Here is a 24,701-nt window from a genome sequence, read left to right as displayed (position 1 = left end):
GATTAACGTACCTTCAGCGTCGCCAGGCCAATCAGCACCAGCATCAGCGAAATAATCCAGAAGCGCACGATAACGCGCGGCTCCGGCCAGCCTTTCAGTTCATAGTGGTGGTGGATCGGCGCCATGCGGAAGATGCGCTGACCGCGCAGCTTAAAGGAGCCGACCTGCAGAATAACCGACAGCGTTTCCACCACGAAAACCCCGCCCATGATCACCAGCAGGAACTCCTGACGCAGCAGCACGGCGATAATGCCCAACGCGCCGCCGAGCGCCAGTGAACCGACGTCGCCCATAAAGACTTGCGCCGGGTAGGTGTTGAACCACAGGAAGCCCAGCCCCGCCCCGACAATCGCCGTACAGACGATCACCAGCTCGCCGGCGTGGCGCAGATACGGGATATGCAGGTAGTTGGCAAAATTCATGTTGCCGGTGGCCCATGCCACCAGCGCAAAGCCTGCCGCGACGAAAACGGTCGGCATAATCGCCAGGCCGTCGAGGCCGTCGGTCAGGTTGACGGCGTTGCCGGTACCGACGATAACGAAGTAGGCCAGCAAGATATAGAACAGCCCCAGCTGCGGCATTACGTCTTTAAAGAACGGCACCACCAGCTCGGTTGCCGGGGTATCTTTCCCCGCCAGATACAGCGCGAAGGCCACGCCCAGGGCGATCACCGACATCCAGAAATACTTCCAGCGGGCGATCAGGCCTTTGGTATCTTTGCGCACGACTTTACGGTAATCATCAACGAAACCGATGATGCCGTAGCCGATTAATACCGTCAGTACGCACCAGACGTACGGGTTAGATGGATAGGCCCACAGCAGAACGGAAACGGTGATCGCGGTGAGGATCATGATCCCGCCCATGGTCGGAGTACCGCGTTTACTGAAATGAGACTCCGGGCCGTCGTTACGTACGACCTGGCCAAAGGCGAGTTTTTGCAGACGGGCGATCATGCGCGGGCCCATCCACAACGAGATGAACAACGCGGTCAGCAGGCTGACGATGGCGCGAAACGTCAGATAAGAAAAGACGTTAAAGCCGGAATAATATTTGACCAAGTGTTCGGCCAGCCATACTAACATGTCCCAGTCTCCTGTAATGCGCGTACTACCTCTTCCATGGCGGCACTACGTGAACCCTTCACTAAAATGGTCATTATTTTGTGCTCCGCCAGCAGCTCGCGCAGGCGAGCCACCACGGCGGCTTTATCGTTAAAATGTTCGCCCACGCCGCTGGCGCGGCTGATATCCGCGCTCAAGGCGCCGACGCTGAGGACGCAATCCAGCCCCGCCGCTTTCGCCGCTTCGCCGACTTCGCGATGGCAGGCCGCGCTCTCCGCGCCAAGCTCTGCCATATCGCCGACCACCATCGTGCGAAAGCCGGGCATCTCTGACAGCACCTGCACCGCCGCGGTCATCGAACCAACGTTAGCGTTATAGGAATCATCCAGCAGCAGCTGGCTCTCGGTCAGCCGGATCGGGAACAGACGTCCCGGAACGGCCTGCAGCTGCGCCAGTCCGGCTTTCACCGCCGCCAAATCGGCGCCTACCGCCATCGCCAGCGAAGTGGCGGCCAGCGCATTAGCGATGTTGTGGCGTCCCGGCAGCGGCAGCAGTACGTCAACGTTGCCGGTTGGGGTCTGCAGCGTAAATTCGGTGCCGTGGCTGGTGATCTGCACGTTGGTCGCCGTGAAATCGCTGTTCGCCGCGTTCGGCGAGAAGCGCCACACTTTGCGATCGCCAATCACCGCCTGCCAGTTCAGCCAGTCGTTATTGTCGGCATTGAGGATGGCGATGCCATTTTCCGGCAGACCGGTATAGATTTCGCCCTTCGCCTTCGCCACGCCCGCCAGCGAACCGAAACCTTCCAGGTGCGCCGCAGCAAGGTTGTTGACCAGCGCCGCTTCCGGACGCGTCAGGCTGACGGTCCAGGCGATTTCGCCCTGGTGGTTGGCGCCGAGTTCGATCACCGCGTACTGATGCTCTTTGGTCAGCCGCAGCAGCGTCATCGGGACGCCGATATCGTTGTTCAGGTTGCCGGCGGTATACAGCGTGTTGCCGCACTGGCTGAGGATCGCCGCGGTCATCTCTTTAACCGAGGTTTTACCGGACGAGCCGGTCAGGGCGACGACGCGAGTCGGCACCTGCTGACGCACCCAGGCGGCTAACTCACCGAAAGCCTGCCGGGTATCGTTCACAATCACCTGCGGGAGATCGCAGGCCAGCGGACGACTCACCAGCAGCGCGCCGGCGCCCGCCGCTTTCGCCTGTTCGGCAAAATCATGGGCGTCGAAACGCTCCCCTTTCAGCGCCACAAACAGGCAGCCCGCCGTCACTTTACGGGTATCGGTGGTCACCTCGTCGATAGCGACATCGCTACCCTGCCGTTCGCCATGGGCGATCGCGGCAAGTTGACTTAACGTAAAGCGAATCATGCTACCGCTCCCAGCAGACGCGCGACGGTCACGCGGTCGGAATAATCCAGACGGCGGTTGCCGACGATCTGGTAATCTTCATGGCCTTTACCCGCCACCAGCACCACGTCGTTCTCTTTCGCCTGCATCACGGCGTTGGTCACCGCTTCCGCGCGGCCTTCCATCACCTTCGCCTGACCTGCATCGAGCATGCCGGCCAGAATATCGTTGATAATCGCCCGCGGCTCTTCGGTGCGCGGGTTATCGTCAGTAACGACCACGATGTCGGCAAATTCTTCCGCGATAGCGCCCATCAACGGACGTTTACCTTTGTCGCGGTCGCCGCCGCAGCCGAAGACGCACCACAGCTTGCCGCTGCAGTGCAGGCGTGCCGCCTGCAGCGCTTTTTCCAGCGCGTCAGGCGTATGGGCATAATCCACCACCACGGCAGGTTTACCCGGCGCGCTGAACACTTCCATACGGCCGCACACCGGCTGTAAACGCGCTGCGCTCTTCAGCAGATCGGCCAGCGGATAGCCCAGCGCCAGCAGCGTGGCCAGCGCCAGCAGCAGATTGCTGACGTTAAAGGCGCCCATCAGGCGGCTTTCGATTTCGCCCTTGCCCCAGCTGGAGTCAAACTGGATGGTCGCCCCGCTGTCGTGATAGTTCACCGCGGTGGCCTTTAGCCAGCGGCCGTGGCAATTCGGGTTGATATGATCTTCCATCGATACCGCCACCGCGTCCGGCAGTTTTGCCAGCCAGCGACGACCGACTTCATCGTCAGCATTGACGATGGCCTGACCGCAATGATGGGTGGAGTACAGCAGCCATTTCGCCGCTTCGTAGTGCTCCATGTCGCCATGGTAGTCGAGATGATCGCGGCTGAGATTGGTAAACACCGAGGCGGCAAACTGCAGGGCCGCTACGCGGTGCTGTACCAGACCATGGGAGGAGACTTCCATCGCGCCGAAGGTAGCCCCCTGCCCGACCAGACTGGAGAGCACATGTTGAACGTCTACCGCGGAACCGGTGGTGTTTTCAGTTGGAACGACTTTATCCAGCAGACCGTTACCGACGGTCCCCATCACCGCGCTGGTTTCGCCGAGCAGCTTTGCCCACTGCGCCAGCAGCTGAGTGGTGGTGGTTTTCCCGTTGGTGCCGGTGACGCCCACCAGACGCAGCTGCTGCGACGGCTGATGATAAAAACGCCCGGCCAGCGCCGATAAGCGTTCGTTAAGCTGGCTCAGGTAGATAACCGGCACGCCGTGCATTTCACGGATCTCACCGTCTTTAGCTTCGCCCTGCGCTTCAGCAATAATGGCAGCCACACCTTGCGCTATCGCCTGCGGGATATAACGACGCCCGTCCGCCTGATGACCCTGTACCGCGATAAAGAGATCGCCGGAAGCAGCCACCCGGCTGTCCAGCGTCATCTCTCGCAGAATGCGCTCCGGTGCGTTTGGCACCCATGGAGCGAGTAGGTCGCGCAAATTACGATCTGCCACCTGTTCCCTCGCCTTGATTAATTACAAATTCACTTTTTTCGCCCGTTGCCAGCGCATCCGGCTCGATGTTCATGGTGCGCAATACGCCGCCCATGATGGCACCGAAGACCGGCGCGGAAACGGCGCCACCGTAGTATTTACCTGCCTGCGGGTCGTTGATCACCACCACCAGCGCGAAGCGCGGATGGCTGGCGGGCGCAACGCCTGCGGTGTAAGCAATATATTTGTTGATATAGCGGCCATCCGGCCCCACTTTTTTCGCCGTACCGGTTTTAATCGCGATGCGATAGCCTTTGATCGCCGCTTTCACACCGCCGCCGCCGGGCAGCGCCACGCTTTCCATCATATGAACGACGGTACGAACGAGTGATTCCGGGAAGACGCGCTCGCCCGGAACCGGAGGATCAACTTTGGTAATCGACAACGGGCGATAGATGCCATAGCTGCCAATCGTTGCGTAGACTCGCGCTAACTGTAACGGGGTTACCATTAGCCCATAGCCGAAAGAAAAGGTGGCCCTCTCTATGTCAGACCACCGTTGTTTTTGAGGATATAAGCCACTGCGTTCTCCGACCAACCCCAAATTGGTCGCCTTTCCAAGCCCAAAACGTGAGTAAGTATCTACTAACGCTGAGGACGGCATCGCTAACGCCAGCTTAGAAACACCGACGTTACTCGACTTCTGTAGCACCCCGGTCAGGGTCAATTCGCTGTAGCGCGCCACGTCTTTGATTTCGTGGCCGTTAATTCGATAAGGCACGGTATTGAGCACGGTATTTTCGTTGACGATACCGCGCTGCAGCGCCGTCATGACCACCATCGGTTTCACCGTCGAACCCGGCTCAAACACGTCGGTAATCGCACGGTTACGCATGGTGTCTTTTGCCGTACCGGCGAAGTTGTTCGGGTTATAGGATGGGCTGTTGGCCATCGCCAGCACTTCACCGGTGTTAACATCCACTAACACGGCGCTGCCCGACTCGGCTTTGTTAAAGGCCACGGCGTTGTTTAGCTCGCGATAGACCAGCGCCTGCAGGCGTTCGTCGATACTCAGCGCCAGGTTGTGCGCTGCCTGGCTATCGGTAGAAGAGATGTCTTCAATTACCCGGCCATAGCGGTCTTTACGCACGATACGCTCGCCCGGCTGACCGGTAAGCCATTTATCAAAGCTTTTTTCAACCCCTTCAATCCCCTGGCTATCGACGTTGGTAAAGCCGATGAGGTGAGCGGTTACTTCCCCGGAAGGGTAGTACCGACGGGATTCTTCGCGCAGATGAATGCCCGGCAGCTTCAGCTTCTTGATGTAATCGGCCATGTCAGGGTTAACCTGACGCGCCAGATAGATAAACCGCATCCGCGGATTGGTATTGATGCGCGTCGCCAGCTGATCCAGCGGCATATTGAGGGCATCCGCCAGCGCTTTCCAGCGCGTATCCAGGGTAACCCCGCCGGCGTCATGGAGCTCTTTCGGGTCGGCCCAGATAGCCTTCACCGGCACGCTGACCGCCAGCGGACGTCCGGAGCGATCGGTAATCATCCCGCGCGCGGTGGACACTTCCTGTACGCGCAGAGAACGCATATCGCCCTGGCGCACCAGCATATCGGGGCTGATCACCTGTAGCCAGGCGACGCGACCCAGCAGAAAAGCCAGCGCCAGCAGAATACAGCCGCACAGCAACGCAAAACGCCAACTGATAAAGTTGGCCTGTTCTTCCTGACGTTTTGCTTTAGGCGTTTTTGGCGCTGCTTTCATCCGTCGCAATAATCCTTATTTCTGTACAACGATATTTTCTTGTGATGGATCGACGTGTTGCATCTGTAACTTCTCGGTCGCGATCCGCTCAACCCGACTGTGATCGCCGAGCGCGTTCTCTTCGAGGATCAGGTTGCGCCACTCAATATCCAGGGCGTCGCGCTCCAGAACCAGCTGTTCACGCTGCGCGGTCAACAGGCGCGTGTGATGCGCAGTGGTGACCACGGTAATCGCCGTAATAATGATGCAAATGAACAAGCAGAGTGGCAGTTTCCCAAACCGCAGAAGGTCGTCCCCGATCACGCCAGGCAAAGCATGGCGCTCGTTGCTTCCAATCGACCCTTTAACCTTGCTTAAGGCCTCTGTCACTCTGCCGATCATGCGTTCGTCCTCTCTGCGATACGCAGCACTGAACTACGGGCGCGTGGATTCTCTGCCACCTCTTCTTCGCCCGGCATCAACTTGCCTAGTGCTCGCAACTCACGGCCGCCCAGTTTTTTGAGCTGCGCTTCGGTCATCGGTATTCCCGCCGGAACCTGCGGACCGCGGCTTTGCTCACGCATAAAGCGCTTCACAATGCGGTCTTCCAGCGAATGAAAACTAATGATCGACAGCCGCCCGCCCGGGGCCAGCACGCTGAGCGAGCTTTTTAGCGCCTGCTCTATCTCCTCCAGTTCACTGTTTACCCATATGCGCACCGCCTGAAAGGTACGGGTCGCGGGATGTTTGTGCTTATCTTTTACCGGCATCGCCGCGGCGATGACTTCCGCCAGCTCTTTGGTGCGGGTCATCGGCTGAATGCGATTACGTTCGACGATCGCGCGGGCGATACGTTTGCCGAAACGCTCTTCGCCAAAGGTTTTAATCACCCAGGCGATATCGTCTTCTTCAGCCGTCTGCAGCCATTCGGCCGCGGACTGACCGCGCGTAGGATCCATGCGCATATCCAGCGGCCCGTCACGCATAAAGGAAAAGCCGCGTTCCGCATCGTCAAGCTGCGGGGAAGAGACGCCGAGATCGAGCAGAATGCCGTCGATCTTACCGGTAAGATTGCGCTCGCCGACGTACTCAGCGAGTTGTGAAAAGGGACCATGTACGATGGAAAAGCGGGGATCATCGATGGTTTGCGCGACGGCAATCGCCTGCGGGTCGCGATCGATAGCCAGCAAGCGTCCTTCCGCACCCAGCCGGGAGAGGATCAGGCGCGAGTGACCACCGCGGCCAAAAGTACCATCAATATAGATACCGTCTGGACGAATATTGAGGCCGTTGACGGCTTCATCCAGAAGTACCGTAGTATGTTTATAATTTTCCATCATTTTTATAAGGACAAATCCTGCAGGCGCTCCGACAGTTCACCGGTCGCGGACTGCTCAGCGTCGATATCTTCCTTGACCCGTTGATACCAGGTCGTTTCATCCCACAGTTCAAATTTATTAAACTGCCCGACCAGCATCACTTCTTTTGTCAGCCCGGCATGCTGCCGTAACACCGGCGCAATCAGCAAGCGGCCGGCATTATCCATCTGACATTCGCTGGCATGACCCAAAAGCAAACGCTGTACGCGCCGCTCAACGGGATTCATGCTCGATAAACGCGACAATTTCTGCTCGATGACTTCCCATTCAGGCAATGGATAAAGCAGCAGGCACGGGTGATGAATGTCAATGGTGCATACCAATTGACCGGCAGCGTCCTCGATCAGCCCTTCGCGATAGCGCGTTGGCACGGCCAGGCGGCCTTTGCTGTCGAGATTGACTAACGTTGCTCCACGGAACATGCCAGCCTCACCCCTTTTCGCCACTTTACCCCACAAATTCCCACCAGAAGGAGTTTACGGAGCGGAGGAAAAGCTTGTCAAGCCAGCACGGATGCCAACGGAGCTCAAAAACCCATTATTTACAGCCGACATTAGCCCTGATGAAAAAATCATCAACAGGCGAGGCAAATTAACGTTATGAATACGTGTAAGAAAATAACCAACAAACTCGTAACAGTTATAAACAACAGAATATCTTCGGCGGGAAAATATAAAGTGTCAGTTTGCGACGCGAGCGGCATTTTAGGCCATTATGCCGGCCGTTAACAGTACCTGTTGCTGGCAGAGGGACTGGCCAGGCGCGGGATATGACGGGGAAGAAAGCGTGGCGCGTACAAAATGAGTGTTAATTCAGCAATTAACCTGATGAATGTAACAAAATAATACAATTAAAGTCCGCGCAGTCATTTTTTGTACCCCATTTGGAGTCACAAAACGATGGTCAGTGAATAAAATAAAATAACGCGTAAAGAAGTTTAGGGATTTGTCTGAAATATATTCAGTTTTGCATTTTGCACGTCAATTGCCTGATTTATCGCCAGCGGCCTGCTTACGGTCAGGCCTGCCAGGTTTATACCTGGGCGCTGGCGATATAGCGACCTTAGCGGCGATTCAGGCTACCGCGACGATAGAGATTACGGCGAATACGGCTAAGACCCGGCTTCGGCTTGCGAGGTTCGTCGAGGCTGGCGAGGACGATCTCCAGCACCCGTTCAGCGACATCGCGATGACGCTGGGCCACGGCCAGTACCGGACACTGCAGAAAATCGAGCAGCTCATTATCACCGAAGGTGGCGATCGCCAGCTCGGAGGGCAGTTTACCCTCGCGACGCAAGGTCACATCCATTACGCCCTGCAGCAGCGGGAAAGAGGTGGTAAACAGCGCCTGTGGCATCGGATGGGTTTCAAGCCATTTCTCAAACAGCTGGGCCGCCGCTTCGCGCTCATAGCTGTTGGCATAGAGATAATGCACCTCACGCGGATCGTCCTGCCAGGCTTTACGGAAGCCCTGTTCACGCAGGAAGCTCACCGACAGCTCCGGCAGCGCGCCGAGATAGAGCACCGTTTCGCCAGGAAACGTCCGCAGCTCAGCTGCGAGCATCTCGGCGTCATCCTGATCAGCGCCAACCACGCTGGTGAAGTGCTCGCGATCGAGGGCGCGGTCGAGGGCGACAATCGGAAACGGGTCGTTAGCCCAGCGCTGATAAAAAGGGTGCTCCGGCGGCAGCGAAGTAGAGACAATGATAGCGTCCACCTGGCGCTGCAGCAGATGCTCGATACAGCGCATCTCGTTATCGGGCTGATCCTCCGAGCAGGCAATCAGCAGCTGATAGCCGCGCTGACGCGCCTGACGTTCGAGATAATTTGCAATCCGGGTATAGCTGGTGTTTTCCAGATCCGGGATCACCAGACCGATAGAGCGTGTGCGTCCTGCACGCAGGCCAGCAGCGACCGCATTTGGGTGATAGTTGTGCTCTCGCACCACAGCCATCACTTTTTCGACCGTTTTATCGCTTACGCGGTACTGCTTCGCTTTGCCATTAATCACATAGCTCGCGGTGGTTCTTGAAACACCGGCCAGCCGGGCGATTTCATCCAGTTTCACAATTGCCCCTTGGGTAAGAAGTGCCAAACATAACCATTATTCAGGTATGGAATCCTTTTTATAACATCTAAGCGCAGAATAGTTAGCGCAGCAACCGCTTTCGCTTACAGTTCCTACTGATTTCGCAAAAAAAAAGCCCGACAGTCTCTGCCGGGCTATTTTTACAGCAGTTCCCGATCCTTAGCGCATGATTTTATCACCGCGAGACAGGCCGACCACGCCGGAGCGAGCCACTTCCACAATCCGAGCGACATCGCGCAGCGAGGCCAGAAATGCATCCAGCTTATCGCTGGTGCCGGCGAGCTGGACGGTATAGATAGAAGGCGTCACGTCGATAATCTGTCCGCGGAAGATTTCGGTGTTGCGCTTCACTTCTTCACGGCCATAGCCGCTGGCCTGAACCTTCACCAGCATAATTTCGCGTTCAACATGAGCCCCCTGCCCCAGCTCGCTGACCCGCAGGACATCCACCAGCTTGTGCAGTTGCTTTTCAATCTGCTCAATCGCTTTTTCATCGCCCACGGTTTGAATGGTCATTCTGGAGAGAGTGGGATCGTCCGTCGGCGCGACAGTCAGGCTTTCTATATTATAGCCACGCTGGGAGAAGAGGCCGATAACGCGGGACAATGCACCCGATTCGTTTTCCAGTAATACCGATAATATCCGGCGCATAATCAGGTCCTCTCCGTTTTGCTCAACCACATTTCATCCATGCCGCCGCCGCGGATCTGCATGGGGTACACATGCTCACTGCCGTCGACGGTCACATCGACAAACACCAGCCGACGCTGGCGCACCTGCTCCAGAGCTTCAGCAAGCTTCGTCTCCAGCTCCTGCGGCTCGCTGATGCGGATCCCGACGTGGCCATAGGCTTCCGCCAGACGGACAAAGTCCGGTAGTGATTCCATATAGGACTGCGAGTGACGCCCGGAATAGAGCATATCCTGCCACTGCTTCACCATCCCGAGATAGCGGTTGTTGAGGTTAAGCACCAGGACCGGCAGCTCATACTGCAGCGCAGTGGAGAGTTCCTGAATGTTCATCTGGATACTGCCGTCACCGGTCACGCAGACCACCATTTCGTCCGGCAGAGCCATTTTGACCCCCAGCGCAGCCGGTAGGCCAAAGCCCATGGTGCCGAGACCACCGGAGTTAATCCAGCGCCGCGGTTTATCGAAGGGGTAATACAGGGCGGCGAACATCTGATGCTGACCCACATCGGAAGTGACGTAGGCATCGCCCTGGGTCAGCCGCCAGATAGTTTCAATTACCGCCTGCGGTTTGATTTTATCGCTCTGGTCGTCGTAGCGCAGACAATGACGGGCACGCCACTGCTCGATCTGTTGCCACCAGTCGCGAATGTCGTCCAGCGGCTGCTGCGCTTCCTCCTGCTCCAGCAGCTCCAGCATCTGCTCCAGCACCAGCCGGGCATCGCCGACGATCGGCACATCTGCCGGCACGGTTTTCGAGATTGAAGTCGGATCGATATCAATATGCAGTACCGTCGCGTTCGGACAATACTTGGCCAGGTTATTGGTGGTCCGGTCGTCAAAGCGAACGCCGACGGCAAAAATCACGTCCGAGTGGTGCATGGTCATGTTGGCTTCATAGGTGCCGTGCATCCCCAGCATCCCCAGCGCCTGCGAGTGTGTCGCCGGGAAAGCGCCAAGTCCCATCAAGGATGAGGCCACCGGCAGCTTCAGTTTTTCCACCAGCTCGCGCAGCTGAGGTTCGCAATGCGCATTGATCGCCCCGCCGCCGACGTATACGACCGGCTTACTTGCGGCCACCAGGGTCTGTAGCGCGCGTTTAATCTGCCCTTTATGGCCACTGGTGGTTGGGTTATAGGAGCGCATGCTCACTGCGTCCGGCCAGACGTAAGGCAGCTTCTTCGCCGGATTGAGAATATCCTTCGGCAGATCGACCACTACCGGACCGGGGCGACCGCTGGCCGCCAGCCAGAAGGCTTTCTTCAGCACGCCGGGAATATCTTCGGTCTGCTTCACCAGGAAACTGTGCTTCACCACCGGACGGGAAATCCCCACCATGTCGCACTCCTGGAAGGCATCGTAGCCGATAAGCGAGGTGGCTACCTGCCCCGAGAGGATCACCAACGGAATAGAGTCCATATAGGCTGTCGCAATGCCAGTGATGGCGTTCGTCGCCCCAGGCCCAGAGGTCACCAGCACCACGCCGACCTCCCCGGTCGCCCGCGCCAGGCCATCCGCCATATGCACCGCCGCCTGCTCGTGACGAACCAGCACATGATCGATACCGCCAAGGGTATGTAACGCATCATAGATATCGAGGACTGCGCCTCCGGGATAGCCGAATACTTGCTTGACGCCCTGATCGACAAGCGATTGGACGACCATCTCGGCTCCTGACAACATCTCCATGGTTTGCCTCCAGGCTTATTGTTTTACGACAGCGGAACTCAATTTCCGCGCGCTCGCACGATGCGAAGGAGTGGTCCTCCGCATTGAGGTGAATGTACTGCATGCCACTACCATAACTGCTCGCCAGCAGGCAGGCAATTCGCCGCAGCTGAGGCCTTATTTCTTGAATAAGAAGAAAAGAAAGCGGTGAGGGGAAAATATGGTGAATTGCTTCAGAGATAAGAAAAGAGAATGGTAAATACTCGGCGAAAAAGGGTGATAACAGGAATAGATCCATTTTTCACGAACACAACGAACTCCTCGCGCAAGGTAAACAGAATAAAATTCTGCTTTATTTGATTTATGTCATATAAAAAAAGGAGCCGAAGCTCCTTTGCTATCTATCGTCGTCGGGTCAGCGCTTGCAAATGTCCACCAGCAGCTCTTCCATCCACTGGTGGCCTTTATCACGACCAGCGGCTTCGTGCCAGGAGAGATAGCAGGTCCGACTGTTGACCTTCAACGGCAAAGGTAATATTTGCAGGGCAAGCTTGTCAGCAAACTCATCTGCCAGCCAGCGCGGGGCAATGGCCACCATCTGGGTTTGCGATACTACGTTTAATACGCTGACCATCGCATTACCCTGATAGGCGATACGCGCTTGTTTATCGGCCGTGTCATACCACGGCAAACTAAATGAGGCATACCGGTCGAGAGCAACGGCGGCATGCTCCTCGCGATAAATATCCGCCTCCATCATCGGCCCGGAAATACGCGGATGGTTGCGACTGGCGACCAGGACCATTTCGTCTTTAAATAACGGAACGCAGGCAAACTCAGGGCGACGGAACTCTTCATAACCGATTACGAATTCTGTTTCCTGATAACGTAGCTGATGTTCCGTATTTTGATTCAGCGCAGACTTAAAGACTAAATGAATATTGGGTGCTATCTCTGCAACTTTATTAAAAATAACCGACGTCAGGATGTTATCCAGCGGGCTGCAGACGCACAGATGGAACACGCGCTCACTGCTCAGCGGTTCAAAACCGGAGCCTGGCAATTCGTTTTGGACCAGCTGCAGCGCCTGGCGTACCGAGCCAAACAGCTGATAGGCGCGCGCCGTCGGCTGAATACCGCGGCCATAGCGCACAAAAAGCTCGTCATTAAACATCACTTTCAGTCGTGAAACCGCATTGCTCACCGCGGGCTGTGACATGCCGAGCGTATGGGCGGCACGAGTAATATTCTGCTCTTGCATAACCGCATCAAAAACGGTAAGCAGATTGAGATCAACCATCCGTAGTTGAGGTTTAACGACTTCCTGTCCGGGGGCTGATTTATATTCTGGAGTTTCAATTAACATATCTAATTCCGCCGTCACGATGAATTCCCTTCACTAAACCGCTATAATTAGCGCCGAAAATATCATTTACCATGCAAATGACATTTACAAAATAGCAAAAGAAATTTTTAGGAATATATCAAGGCTATGAGTGGCAGTGAAGAAACGGTCCTGATCAAAAAATTGAGCCGCTCAAACCATACTGATTACTTAATGATGATAAGTGTAACCATAATCCATAAAAATAAAAACAGCACCACGAGTTAACTGTAACTTAAGCAATAATAAAGTATTTTATTTTTCCCTCCATAAAATTAACAAACCCTTATCATTGAAAAATAATCCGCTAGCGTTCGAATACATTCACAGGAAAAATAAATTTAATATTTTCATCCAGATACCGTTTTTTGTCCCTTCATTGGCGAGACCTGTTCGACGATGCCTTGAATGCAAAGCACTTTTTCAAATGAAACAATTGGGGATAAACCGCCTTCGGTCCAAAATAGGATCTTCGGCAAAATGGGGCTTACATCAGCACATTTTGCTAATTCATTTAGTCAGCCCAAAACGCTTTTTCCATGCCAGGGGTTGACTTTAAAACGGCTATCCAGTAACTCTAAAAGCATAACGATTTCATCTGGAGTTTGACGCAATGATTCGCACCGCTCGTATCACCAGCCTACTACTACTAAACGCATGCCATTTGCGCGGTAGGCTGTTGGGCGACGTTCAGCGTTAAGTCATCTTCCAGCAAGACTATAAAACCCGCGCCTTGGCGCGGGTTTTTTTATGCTCGTCAACAAGGCGCCAGGACACAGACTAAGGATCCAAACCATGAGCCAGCAAGTCATTATTTTCGATACGACCTTACGTGATGGCGAACAAGCGTTACAGGCAAGCCTGAGTGTCAAAGAGAAGCTGCAGATCGCACTGGCCCTTGAGCGAATGGGGGTCGACGTAATGGAAGTCGGTTTCCCGGTATCCTCGCCGGGCGATTTTGAATCGGTGCAAACCATCGCGCGCACCATTAAAAACAGCCGCGTGTGCGCCCTGGCGCGCTGCGTTGAGAAAGATATCGACGTGGCGGCGGAATCGTTAAAAGTGGCCGAGGCTTTCCGTATTCATACCTTTATTGCCACCTCGCCGATGCATATCGCCACCAAACTGCGCAGTACGCTGGATGAGGTTATTGAGCGCGCGATCTATATGGTGAAGCGGGCACGCAACTACACTGACGACGTTGAGTTCTCCTGTGAAGACGCCGGCCGTACGCCGATTGCCGATCTGGCTCGCGTCGTGGAAGCGGCGATCAACGCCGGCGCCACCACCATTAATATCCCGGATACCGTCGGCTATACCATGCCGTTCGAATATGCCAACATCATCAGCGGCCTGTATGATCGCGTGCCGAATATCGACAAAGCAATTATTTCCGTCCACACCCATGATGATCTGGGCATCGCTGTCGGTAACGCCCTCGCCGCGGTCCACGCCGGTGCGCGCCAGGTAGAAGGTGCGATGAACGGTATCGGCGAACGCGCCGGCAACTGCGCACTGGAAGAAGTGATCATGGCGATCAAAGTGCGCAAAGACATCATGAACGTGCACACCAACATTAATCATCATGAAATCTGGCGCACCAGCCAGACCGTCAGCCAGATCTGCAATATGCCGATCCCGGCGAACAAGGCCATCGTCGGCACCGGCGCCTTCGCCCACTCCTCCGGCATTCACCAGGACGGCGTGCTGAAGAACCGCGAAAACTACGAGATCATGACCCCGGAATCTATCGGCCTGAACCAGGTGCAACTGAACCTGACTTCCCGCTCCGGCCGCGCGGCGGTGAAACACCGGATGGAAGAGATGGGCTACCAGGAGAGCGATTACAACCTGGATCATCTGTACGACGCATTCCTGAAGCTGGCGGACAAAAAAGGCCAGGTCTTCGATTACGATCTGGAAGCGCTGGCCTTTATCAACAAGCAGCAGGAAGAGCCAGAGCATTTCCGCCTGGATTACTTCAACGTCCAATCCGGATCCAGCGATATCGCCACCGCCTCGATCAAACTGGTCTGCGGGGATGAGATCAAAACCGAAGCCGCCAACGGCAACGGTCCGGTCGATGCTATCTACCAGGCGATTAACCGCGTCACCGACTACAACATTGAATTAGTGAAGTATGGCTTAAGCGCGAAAGGCCACGGCAAAGACGCCCTGGGCCAGGTGGATATCGTCGTTGACTACAATGGCCGCCGCTTCCATGGCGTTGGTCTGGCAACGGATATCGTAGAGTCGTCAGCCAAAGCGATGGTTCACGTGCTGAACAACATCTGGCGCGCCGCCGAAGTCGAAAAAGAATTGCAACGCAAAGCTCAGAATAAAGAGAACAATAAGGAAACCGTGTAATGTCGAAGAATTACCATATTGCCGTTTTGCCGGGTGATGGCATTGGCCCGGAAGTGATGAACCAGGCGATGAAAGTACTGGAAGCCGTGCGCCAACGTTTTGCCATGCACATTACCACCAGCCAGTATGACGTTGGCGGGGCGGCCATCGACCGTCAGGGAACTCCCCTGCCGCAGGCGACCGTCGCCGGATGCGAGCAGGCGGATGCGATCCTGTTCGGCTCCGTTGGCGGTCCGAAATGGGAGCACCTGCCGCCGGCGGAACAACCAGAGCGTGGCGCGCTGCTGCCGCTGCGTAAACACTTTAAACTGTTCAGCAACCTGCGCCCGGCCAAACTGTATCAGGGGCTGGAAGAGTTCTGCCCGCTGCGCGCCGACATCGCTGCTAACGGCTTCGACATTCTCTGCGTACGCGAACTGACCGGCGGCATCTACTTCGGCCAGCCGAAAGGCCGCGAAGGCAGCGGTCAGCATGAGAAAGCCTTTGATACCGAGGTGTATCACCGCTTTGAGATCGAGCGTATCGCGCGCATCGCTTTTGAATCCGCCCGCAAGCGTCGTCACAAAGTGACTTCCATCGATAAGGCCAACGTTCTGCAGTCCTCCATCCTGTGGCGCGAAATCGTCAGCGAGATCGGCAAGGAGTATCCGGACGTTGAGCTGGCGCATATGTATATCGATAACGCCACCATGCAGCTGATTAAAGATCCGTCCCAGTTCGACGTGCTGCTGTGCTCCAACCTGTTTGGCGACATCCTCTCCGACGAGTGCGCGATGATCACCGGCTCGATGGGTATGCTGCCGTCCGCCAGCCTCAATGAACAAGGTTTTGGCCTGTACGAGCCGGCGGGCGGTTCCGCACCGGATATCGCCGGCAAAAATATCGCCAACCCGATCGCGCAGATCCTCTCCCTGGCTCTGCTGCTGCGCTACAGCCTCGACGCTGACGAAGCGGCGACCGCCATTGAAAACGCGATCAACCGCGCCTTAGAAGAAGGGGTTCGAACCGGCGACTTAGCGCGCGGCACGGCGGCGGTCAGCACTGATGAAATGGGCGATATTATTGCCCGCTATGTCGCAGAAGGGGTGTAATCATGGCGAAGACGTTATACGAAAAATTATTTGATGCGCACGTAGTGTATGAGGCGCAGAACGAAACCCCGCTGCTGTATATCGACCGCCATCTGGTGCACGAAGTCACCTCTCCGCAGGCGTTTGACGGGCTGCGCGCCCATGGCCGCCAGGTGCGCCAGCCGGGTAAAACCTTCGCTACCATGGATCATAACGTCTCGACGCAGACCAAAGACATTAACGCGTCCGGTGAGATGGCCCGCATTCAGATGCAGGAGCTGATTAAGAACTGTAAAGAGTTCGGCGTTGAACTGTACGACCTGAACCACCCGTATCAGGGCATCGTCCACGTCATGGGCCCGGAACAAGGGGTTACCCTGCCGGGGATGACGATCGTGTGCGGTGACTCCCATACCGCCACCCACGGCGCGTTCGGTGCGCTGGCGTTCGGTATCGGCACCTCCGAAGTGGAGCATGTGCTGGCAACCCAGACCCTGAAACAGGGCCGCGCGAAGACCATGAAAATCGAAGTCCAGGGCAAAGCGGCGCCGGGCATTACCGCCAAAGATATCGTGCTGGCCATCATTGGTAAAACCGGTAGCGCCGGCGGCACCGGCCATGTGGTTGAGTTCTGCGGCGAAGCGATCCGCGATCTGAGCATGGAAGGGCGTATGACCCTGTGCAACATGGCGATCGAGATGGGCGCCAAAGCGGGCCTGGTCGCGCCGGACGAAACCACCTTCAATTACGTACGCGGCCGTCTGCATGCGCCGAAAGGCAAAGATTTTGACGATGCCGTAGCGTACTGGAAAACCCTGAAAACCGACGACGGCGCGACGTTTGATACCGTGGTAACGCTGCAGGCGGCGGAAATTGCCCCACAGGTGACCTGGGGCACCAACCCGGGCCAGGTGATCTCGGTGACGGATAACATCCCCGATCCAGCGTCGTTCAGCGATCCGGTGGAACGCGCCAGCGCCGAAAAAGCGCTGGCCTATATGGGGCTGAAATCCGGGATCCCGCTGACGGAAGTCGCTATCGATAAAGTGTTTATCGGCTCCTGCACCAACTCGCGCATCGAAGATTTACGCGCCGCGGCGGAAATCGCTAAAGGGCGTAAAGTGGCGCCGGGCGTCCAGGCGCTGGTGGTGCCGGGTTCTGGTCCGGTGAAAGCGCAGGCGGAAGCGGAAGGTCTGGATAAGATCTTTATCGAAGCCGGCTTTGAGTGGCGCTTACCTGGTTGCTCTATGTGTCTGGCAATGAATAATGACCGCCTGAATCCGGGCGAACGCTGTGCCTCAACCAGCAACCGTAACTTTGAAGGCCGTCAGGGCCGCGGCGGACGCACGCACCTGGTGAGCCCGGCAATGGCCGCGGCGGCAGCCGTTACCGGCCATTTCGCCGATATCCGTAATCTGAAGTAAGGAGACCATCATGGCAGAGAAATTTACCCAACATACCGGCCTGGTGGTTCCGCTGGATGCTGCAAACGTCGATACCGACGCGATCATCCCTAAGCAATTTTTGCAGAAGGTCACCCGCACCGGCTTTGGCGCGCATCTGTTTAACGACTGGCGCTTTCTCGACGATAAAGGTCAACAGCCGAACCCGGAGTTCGTGCTGAATTTTCCTGAGTACCAGGGGGCATCGATACTGCTGGCGCGGGAAAACTTCGGCTGCGGCTCCTCGCGCGAGCACGCGCCGTGGGCGCTGACCGATTACGGCTTTAAGGTCGTTATCGCCCCGAGCTTTGCCGATATCTTTTACGGCAACAGCTTCAATAACCAGCTGCTGCCGGTGACCCTGAGCGACGAGCAGGTCGATGAGCTGTTCAAGCTGGTGCAGGCCAACCCGGGCATTACGTTTGAAGTGGATCTGGAAGCGCAGGTAGTTAAAGCCGGGGATAAAACCTACAGCTTTAAGATCGACGATTTCCGCCGCCACTGCATGCTCAACGGCCTGGATAGCATCGGCCTGACGCTGCAGCATGAAGCGGCGATCTCCGACTATGAACGCAAGCTGCCGGTGTTTATGAATTAACCTTTGGGCCCGGTCATTTGATCGGGCTTTTTAGTTTATTGCGGAGAAAATTGCGATCTCACGCACAAAAACCAATTTTAATTTGCTGATTGTCAGACCTTACCGCCACCCTGCCCTACCGCCTAAAGAAGAATTATTCCGCTTTCCTCCCCTTCTCCAGCACTGTTTATGTATTTTCCCTGCACTGCAAGTAAAAATAAGGCACGAGTATTTAATATAAAAATATAAGAATGTGAAGAAAGCGTTAATCTCATAGAGAACCCCTATGGCTATGCACAAAAAAAAGCATTATTTTTCGATTTTTCCCCTCGTTATCTTTTGCCACAGAGAAATATTAACTAAGGACACGCCTGGGCCCCGCATATCGGCCTCCCGGCCTCCTGTGGAGAGAAGAGATGAGCCACTATCCGCACCTTTTCAGTCCGTTGACCATCAACGGTATGACGTTAAAAAACCGCATTATTATGCCCCCTATGGGCACCAATATGGCCACGCTCAATGGCGAGGTGTCGCAGGAACAGCTGGAATACTACGAACTGCGGGCCAAAGGCGGCACCGGGCTTATCACCATCGAAAATATTTGTATTGATTTCCCCTTCGCCTCCAACGGCACCACCCAACTGCGCATCGATAACGATCAATATATTCCACGGCTGTTTAAATTAACCGAGACCCTGCATAAACATGGCGCCTGCGTATCCATTCAGTTAAATCATGCCGGCGCTTCCGCTTATGCCTACCGACTGGAAGGCCAGACGCCGCTCTCCTCTTCTACAACGCCGTCGAAGAAGCACGGTAATATTCCGCGTCCGATGACCCATGAGGAAATATATCATGCGGTAGAAAAATTTGGTGACGCCGCGGAGCGCGTTCGGCGCGCAGGTTTTGACTGCGTCGAAATTCATGCCGGTCACTCCTATTTAATTAGCCAGTTTTTATCGCCGCTGTTTAATAAGCGCACTGATGAATTTGGCGGCAGCGTCGAAAATCGCACTCGGATACTGAGTCTGATTGTCGATAAGGTTCGCGCCTGCGTGGGGCCACGTTTTCCGGTCAGCCTGCGCATCAGCGCCGACGACTTCCTCAAGGGCGGCAATACCCTCGAAGATTCCCTGCGTATCCTTGAGCTCTGCCAGGAGAAGGTCGATATCATCAACGTCTCTGCGGCGCAGAACGACAACCTGAATCTGCAAATCGATCAGATGTCGCTGGAGGATGGCTGGAAGCGCTATCTCTCCCGCGCGGTGCGCGATAAATTCCATAAACCCACGGTCATCGCCGGCAATATTCGCACTCCGCAGGTAGCCGAAGATATCCTCGCCAGCGGCGATGCCGATCTTATCGCCATTGGCCGCGGTCTGATTGCCGAGCCGGAGTGGGTGCAGAAAGTGCAAGGCGGAAAAGAGCGTCTGATGCGCAAATGTATCTCCTGCAACATCGGCTGCGCCGACCATCGCATCGCCCGCTCGCGCCCGCTGCGCTGTTCGATTAACCCGGATATTATTCACGGTGACGCCTATAAAATGCGGCGCGTGAATCGCGACACTAACGTGGTGGTCATCGGCGCCGGCACCGCCGGGATGGAAGCCGCCTGCACCGCGGCGGAAGTTGGTTGCCATACCTGGCTGCTGGAAGCGAAAAACCACGTCGGCGGCCTCACCAGCGAAATCTCCCGCCTGCCGGAGAAAAAACGCATCGCTGATTTCCCGCAGTTTATGAAAAATCGTATCGCCTCGCTGGACAACCTGATGCTGCAGATCGGCAAGCGGGCCGACGTGGCTTCAGTTTCCGCCCTGCGTCCGCATCTGATTGTCAACGCCACCGGCTCAACGCCGCTGCTGCCGCCCATTGAAGGCTTGCGGGAAAACATTGACGTCGAGAACGGCAAGATCTTTTCCATTACCGGCATGATCGACAATCTGGCGAAATTTACCGATATCAAGGGCAAACGCATCGCCGTAGTCGGCGCCGGCGCCGTTGGCCTTGACGTTATCGAATACTTTACCGCTCGCGGCGCACAGGCGGTGCTAATCGAGATGCAGGACGCCGCCGGCCGCGATCTCGACATCATTACCAAAAATGCCATGTTGACCATGCTCGACGAGCGCCAGGTCGAACAGCACATGAATACCCAACTGATGGCGGTCGCTGCCGACCATTTCCAGGTGAAAAATACACAGCAAACCTTCGATATTCCCTTCGACTACGGCTTTGTCTGTCTGGGGATGCGCGCCAACCGGACGGGTCTCGACGAGATCGAGCGCTGGGCCAATGCCAATAACGTCAAAATCATGAACATCGGCGACAGCGTGATGGCGCGACGCATTATCGATGGCGTCCGCGAAGGCCGCAACGTACTGGATGCACTGGAAGACATGGGTGCGCTGGGCAGCAGCGAAGCACAACGAATTCCCTTTCTAACTTATTGAGGATTTTTGTCATGGCAGAACGTATTACTGGACACACTGAGCTGATTGGCCTGATCGCCACCCCGATTCGTCACAGCATGTCGCCCACCATGCACAACGAGGCTTTCGCCCATCTCGGGCTGGACTACGTCTATCTCGCTTTTGAAGTCGGTAACCAGGAGCTAAAAGACGTGGTGCAGGGCTTCCGGGCGATGAAGCTGCGCGGCTTTAACGTCTCTATGCCGAACAAAACCGAGATTTGCCAGTATCTCGATAAACTGTCGCCGGCGGCACAGCTGGTCGGGGCGGTCAATACCGTGGTCAACGACGACGGCGTACTGACCGGACATATCACCGATGGCACCGGCTACATGCGCGCCCTTAGCGAAGCCGGTATCGATATCATCGGCAAGAAGATGACCGTACTCGGCGCCGGCGGCGCGGCAACGGCGCTCTGCGTCCAGGCAGCACTGGATGGCGTGAAGGCGATCTCCATCTTTAACCGTCGCGATAAATTCTTCGCTAACGCAGAAGAAACCGTGGCCAAGATCCGCCACAACACCGACTGCGAGATCCATCTGTTCGATCTCGACGATCATGACAAGCTGCGCGCCGAAATTGACAGCAGCGTGATCCTGACCAATGCCACCGGGGTCGGCATGAAGCCGTTCGAAGGCCAGATGCTGCTACCTGACGACAGCTTCCTGCGTCCGGACCTGATCGTCTCCGACGTCGTCTACAACCCGCGCAAAACCCACCTGCTGGAAGTGGCCGAGAAAAAAGGCTGCCGCACGCTGAACGGCCTGGGGATGATGCTGTGGCAAGGCGCGCGCGCGTTCGAAATCTGGACGGGCAAACAGATGCCGGTTGATTACATCAAGAGCATTCTGTTCTAAGAGGCGAATGATGAAAAATAAATACATCCCTACTGCGGCAGGGCTGTACCTCAACTACCTGATCCACGGTATGGGGGTGCTGTTAATCACCCTCAACATGGCCCATCTTCAGGAACAGTGGGGAACGGACGCGGCTGGCGTATCGGTGGTGATCTCCTCGTTAGGTATCGGCAAACTGGCAACCATCGTGACCGGCTTCCTGTCGGATCGCTTCGGTCGCAAGCCCTTTATCTATCTTGGGATCCTGAGTTACCTGATCTTTTTCGTCGGCATCCTGCTGACCAAAAATATCTATCTGGCTTACGTGTTCGGCATTATGGCGGGCCTGGCGAACAGCTTCCTCGACTCCGGTACCTATCCGGCGCTGATGGAATCTTTCCCGCACTCTGCCAGCCGGGCCAACGTGCTGATCAAAGCCTTCGTCTCTGCAGGGCAGTTCCTGTTGCCGTTCATTATCAGCTTTCTGATATGGGCAAATCTGTGGTTCGGCTGGTCGTTCGTGATTGCGGCAGCGCTCTTTGTACTGAGCGGGATTTATCTGCTTAAAATGCCGTTCCCTGACAGCCAGGCGGCGAAAAAAGAGGAAGCCCCTACGGCACAGGCGGAAACAGCCGTCCAGCCACAGGCTAATAAGCTGGATATGGTGATCTTCACCCTGTACGGTTATATCGGCATGGCGACCTTCTATCTGGTCAGCCAATGGCTGGCGCAGTACGGCCAGTTCGTCGTCGGCCTGCCCTATGCCTCGGCGATTAAACTGCTTAGCATCTATACCGTCGGCTCGCTGGTCTGCGTCTTTGTAACTGCCGCCTTCGTCAAAGAGGTGTTTAGCTCGGCCATTGCGATGATTATTTATACTGGCCTGTCGATGATTTCGCTGCTGTTGGTGTGCCTGTTCCCGACGCCGATGATGGTGACCGGCTTTGCTTTTGTCATCGGCTTTGCCGCCGCTGGCGGAGTGCTGCAGCTGGGTGCGACAATCATGGCGATGAGCTTCCCGAACGGAAAAGGCAAAGCAACCGGCATCTTCTACACTGCCGGCAGTATCGCCAGCTTCACGATCCCGTTGATCACCGCAAAGCTTTCGCAGATCAGTATTGCCAGCATTATGTGGTTTGATTTTCTGATCGCCGTTATCGGCTTTGTGATCGCCCTGTACATCGGCTATCGTCAACTGCAGGCTCGGGCGGCGCAAAAAGTGTCACGCACCGCAGTCACCGCCTGAAGTACAACGCGAAAAATAATGGATACCTACATGACAAATGCAGTAACCGTAAAGAACATCACCTTCCAGGAAGGGGAAACCCTCATTTGTGTACCGCTGATCGGTAAAACCCTGGATGAGATACTGGGTAACGCCCACGGCCTGGTCGATGCCGGCGCCGATATTATCGAATGGCGCGTTGACCACTTTGCCCAGGTCAGAGAGATGGCCCAGGTGATGGCCGCGCTGGCGGAAATCCGTGGCGCGCTGAAAGCGCTTCCGCTGCTGTTTACCTTCCGCAGTAAGAAAGAAGGTGGCGAAACTGAGCTCAGCGACGAAGCCTATTTTGCGCTCAACCGCGAGGCCGCACGCAGTGGACTGGTTGATGTTATCGATATCGAACTGTTCAATGATGAAGCGCAGATCCGCGCGCTGGTTGACGATGCGCATGCCGCGGGCGTCAAGGTGATCATGAGTAATCATGATTTCCATAAGACCCCCGCTCAGGAAGATATTATCTATCGCCTGCGCCGCATGCAGGATCTGGGGGCCGATCTGCCGAAGATCGCGGTGATGCCGCAGTCGCCGCAGGACGTACTCACCTTGCTCGCCGCCACGCTGACCATGAAAGAGAAGTATGCGACGCGTCCGCTGATCACCATGTCGATGGGCAAATCCGGTGGCGTTAGCCGGGTCACCGGGCGCTTGTTCGGTTCGGCGATGACCTTCGGTACCGTTGGTCAGGCCTCCGCGCCGGGGCAGATCGCCATCGCTAAGCTGCGTGAAGTGATGGATATTCTCTCCTGATATCCGGATGGCCCGGAGGTCACATCCGGGCCATCCGTTAACAAATCTTCTGGCTGTCGTGGATAACCACATTTTTAAATGACTCCAGCGCCGGAGAGAGCCCCTTGTCTTTCATGGTCGCCAGATAGATATAGCGGGGGGGGATGGTGTTTTTAATCTTCAGGATATGGACGTTGTAATAGGAGAGCGCGGTGATGCGCGGCATAATCGCGATCCCGTAGTCAATACTCACCAGCCCGGCCATCGCCGTATCCTCATCCACATAGCAGGCGATCTCCGGCACCAGCTTTTGCTGCATAAATACATTATCGATAAACGGACGTAAGCCGCTATTTTCTGAAAAATAGATATACGGATAATGAATCGTCTCCACCAGATCGACTTCATGTTCATATAGCCGGGCCAGCGGATGATCCTTTGCCGTGACCACCACCAGTTCCTGCTGGATCACCGGAATAAAATCGATATCGGGTTCATCGGCAATATAAGAGCAGATCGCCAGATCGACTTTTCCGGCCTTCAGCTCCTGCAACAGCGTCAGCGATGTCCCTTGAGTAAAAGAAAAAGTCACATTGTGACATTCAGGTGAAAGAGAATATTTATTAATTAACTGTGGAACAACATACTCCCCCATCGTGTAAATAAAGGCGATGCGAATATTCTCTTTATTCTCAGCGCCATTTTTTTGCAATATCATGCGTCCGTTCTCCAGCGAGGCCAGCGCATCTTCAACATACGGCAAAAAACGCTTGCCGTTTTGGGTAATTTTTACGTTCCGCCCCTGTCTGGCGAATAGCGCGACCCCTAACTCCTTCTCCAGTTCCGATATCGCGTGGCTTAGCGAGGGCTGGGTGATGCACAGACTGGAGGCGGCTTCGGTGTAATGCTCAGTTTCAGACAGACGTTTAAAATAATAAAGTTGCTTTAGGTTCATTATTTTTACCCGTATAATATAAGAATAAATGCACTGACGCTAATATACCATGCAAGCCACCAATAATGCGCATGAACGGGTAAATATCGGCGTTACATCAAATATTATTTGACG

Annotated in this window: 21 protein-coding genes; 9 read left to right on the top strand and 12 right to left on the bottom strand. The window is 55.6% G+C overall.

Features of this window, described 5'->3' with window-relative positions:
• Nucleotides 1-2: 2 nt before the first annotated feature.
• The 11 genes from mraY to leuO form a co-directional block, all read right to left on the bottom strand.
• Complete coding sequence (mraY, locus tag HMPREF1024_RS07285) at nucleotides 3-1,085, bottom strand: phospho-N-acetylmuramoyl-pentapeptide-transferase (RefSeq protein ID WP_002888562.1); 1,083 nt, start codon at nucleotides 1,083-1,085, stop codon at nucleotides 3-5.
• A complete protein-coding gene (gene murF, locus HMPREF1024_RS07290) occupies nucleotides 1,079-2,437 on the bottom strand; it encodes a UDP-N-acetylmuramoyl-tripeptide--D-alanyl-D-alanine ligase (protein ID WP_004177411.1) in 1,359 nt (452 codons plus the stop codon). Before murF ends, mraY begins: the two co-directional genes overlap by 7 nt.
• A complete protein-coding gene (gene murE / locus HMPREF1024_RS07295) occupies nucleotides 2,434-3,921 on the bottom strand; it encodes a UDP-N-acetylmuramoyl-L-alanyl-D-glutamate--2,6-diaminopimelate ligase (protein WP_004147071.1) in 1,488 nt (495 codons plus the stop codon). Before murE ends, murF begins: the two co-directional genes overlap by 4 nt.
• Nucleotides 3,908-5,674 carry a peptidoglycan glycosyltransferase FtsI gene (locus HMPREF1024_RS07300; protein ID WP_002888559.1) on the bottom strand — a complete coding sequence of 589 codons (1,767 nt, stop codon included), beginning with the start codon at nucleotides 5,672-5,674 and terminating at the stop codon, nucleotides 3,908-3,910. Before HMPREF1024_RS07300 ends, murE begins: the two co-directional genes overlap by 14 nt.
• A 15-nt stretch (nucleotides 5,675-5,689) precedes the next feature.
• Complete coding sequence (gene ftsL / locus HMPREF1024_RS07305; protein ID WP_002888550.1) at nucleotides 5,690-6,055, bottom strand: cell division protein FtsL; 366 nt, start codon at nucleotides 6,053-6,055, stop codon at nucleotides 5,690-5,692.
• Complete coding sequence (gene rsmH, locus HMPREF1024_RS07310) at nucleotides 6,052-6,993, bottom strand: 16S rRNA (cytosine(1402)-N(4))-methyltransferase RsmH (RefSeq protein WP_002888547.1); 942 nt, start codon at nucleotides 6,991-6,993, stop codon at nucleotides 6,052-6,054. Before rsmH ends, ftsL begins: the two co-directional genes overlap by 4 nt.
• Nucleotides 6,994-6,995: 2 nt before the next feature.
• Nucleotides 6,996-7,454: a division/cell wall cluster transcriptional repressor MraZ gene (gene mraZ / locus HMPREF1024_RS07315; RefSeq protein ID WP_002888541.1), complete on the bottom strand. Its 459-nt coding sequence runs from the start codon at nucleotides 7,452-7,454 to the stop codon at nucleotides 6,996-6,998.
• Between the two features lie 640 nt (nucleotides 7,455-8,094).
• Nucleotides 8,095-9,099 carry a catabolite repressor/activator gene (gene cra / locus HMPREF1024_RS07320; RefSeq protein ID WP_004145952.1) on the bottom strand — a complete coding sequence of 335 codons (1,005 nt, stop codon included), beginning with the start codon at nucleotides 9,097-9,099 and terminating at the stop codon, nucleotides 8,095-8,097.
• Nucleotides 9,100-9,279: 180 nt separating this feature from the next.
• Nucleotides 9,280-9,771, bottom strand: a complete 492-nt coding sequence (gene ilvN, locus HMPREF1024_RS07325; RefSeq protein WP_002888536.1) for an acetolactate synthase small subunit — start codon at nucleotides 9,769-9,771, stop codon at nucleotides 9,280-9,282.
• Nucleotides 9,772-9,773: 2 nt separating this feature from the next.
• Entirely contained in the window at nucleotides 9,774-11,498 is a 1,725-nt protein-coding gene (gene ilvI / locus HMPREF1024_RS07330; RefSeq protein WP_002888534.1) for an acetolactate synthase 3 large subunit, read from the bottom strand.
• A 394-nt stretch (nucleotides 11,499-11,892) separates the two neighbouring features.
• On the bottom strand, nucleotides 11,893-12,861 hold the full coding sequence (gene leuO, locus HMPREF1024_RS07335) for a transcriptional regulator LeuO (protein ID WP_004192013.1): 969 nt from the start codon (nucleotides 12,859-12,861) through the stop codon (nucleotides 11,893-11,895).
• Between the two features lie 613 nt (nucleotides 12,862-13,474).
• Here leuO and leuL point away from each other — a divergent pair.
• The 9 genes from leuL (at nucleotide 13,475) to aroD (ending at nucleotide 23,653) form a co-directional block, all read left to right on the top strand.
• The gene (gene leuL / locus HMPREF1024_RS29135) at nucleotides 13,475-13,561 is read left to right on the top strand and encodes a leu operon leader peptide (RefSeq protein ID WP_004222662.1); all 87 of its coding nucleotides are present in this window, start codon (nucleotides 13,475-13,477) and stop codon (nucleotides 13,559-13,561) included.
• Nucleotides 13,562-13,656: 95 nt separating this feature from the next.
• On the top strand, nucleotides 13,657-15,228 hold the full coding sequence (gene leuA / locus HMPREF1024_RS07340; RefSeq protein ID WP_004178594.1) for a 2-isopropylmalate synthase: 1,572 nt from the start codon (nucleotides 13,657-13,659) through the stop codon (nucleotides 15,226-15,228).
• Nucleotides 15,228-16,319: a 3-isopropylmalate dehydrogenase gene (leuB, locus tag HMPREF1024_RS07345; protein ID WP_002888487.1), complete on the top strand. Its 1,092-nt coding sequence runs from the start codon at nucleotides 15,228-15,230 to the stop codon at nucleotides 16,317-16,319. The genes leuA and leuB overlap by 1 nt, the downstream gene beginning before the upstream one ends.
• 2 nt (nucleotides 16,320-16,321) lie before the next feature.
• Nucleotides 16,322-17,722 carry a 3-isopropylmalate dehydratase large subunit gene (gene leuC, locus HMPREF1024_RS07350; RefSeq protein ID WP_004177417.1) on the top strand — a complete coding sequence of 467 codons (1,401 nt, stop codon included), beginning with the start codon at nucleotides 16,322-16,324 and terminating at the stop codon, nucleotides 17,720-17,722.
• Nucleotides 17,723-17,732: 10 nt separating this feature from the next.
• Nucleotides 17,733-18,338 (top strand): 3-isopropylmalate dehydratase small subunit, encoded by a 606-nt coding sequence (leuD, locus tag HMPREF1024_RS07355; protein ID WP_004178593.1) that lies wholly within the window; start codon nucleotides 17,733-17,735, stop codon nucleotides 18,336-18,338.
• A gap of 395 nt (nucleotides 18,339-18,733) precedes the next feature.
• Complete coding sequence (locus tag HMPREF1024_RS07360; protein ID WP_009309246.1) at nucleotides 18,734-20,767, top strand: FAD-dependent oxidoreductase; 2,034 nt, start codon at nucleotides 18,734-18,736, stop codon at nucleotides 20,765-20,767.
• An 11-nt stretch (nucleotides 20,768-20,778) separates the two neighbouring features.
• Nucleotides 20,779-21,642 (top strand): shikimate dehydrogenase, encoded by an 864-nt coding sequence (locus HMPREF1024_RS07365; RefSeq protein WP_002888460.1) that lies wholly within the window; start codon nucleotides 20,779-20,781, stop codon nucleotides 21,640-21,642.
• A 10-nt stretch (nucleotides 21,643-21,652) separates the two neighbouring features.
• On the top strand, nucleotides 21,653-22,867 hold the full coding sequence (locus HMPREF1024_RS07370; protein ID WP_004177419.1) for an MFS transporter: 1,215 nt from the start codon (nucleotides 21,653-21,655) through the stop codon (nucleotides 22,865-22,867).
• 30 nt (nucleotides 22,868-22,897) lie between these two features.
• Nucleotides 22,898-23,653: a type I 3-dehydroquinate dehydratase gene (aroD, locus tag HMPREF1024_RS07375; RefSeq protein ID WP_004177420.1), complete on the top strand. Its 756-nt coding sequence runs from the start codon at nucleotides 22,898-22,900 to the stop codon at nucleotides 23,651-23,653.
• Between the two features lie 37 nt (nucleotides 23,654-23,690).
• On the opposite strand, the gene HMPREF1024_RS07380 is transcribed toward aroD, so the two are convergent.
• A complete protein-coding gene (locus tag HMPREF1024_RS07380; RefSeq protein ID WP_002888455.1) occupies nucleotides 23,691-24,587 on the bottom strand; it encodes a LysR family transcriptional regulator in 897 nt (298 codons plus the stop codon).
• Nucleotides 24,588-24,701: the final 114 nt, after the last annotated feature.

The organism is Klebsiella sp. 4_1_44FAA, assembly GCF_000238715.1.
In the GTDB taxonomy this organism is placed as follows: Bacteria; Pseudomonadota; Gammaproteobacteria; order Enterobacterales; family Enterobacteriaceae; genus Klebsiella; species Klebsiella pneumoniae.
Note: the sequence above shows the minus strand (reverse complement) of the source record. Positions and strands in the feature narration are given on the sequence as shown.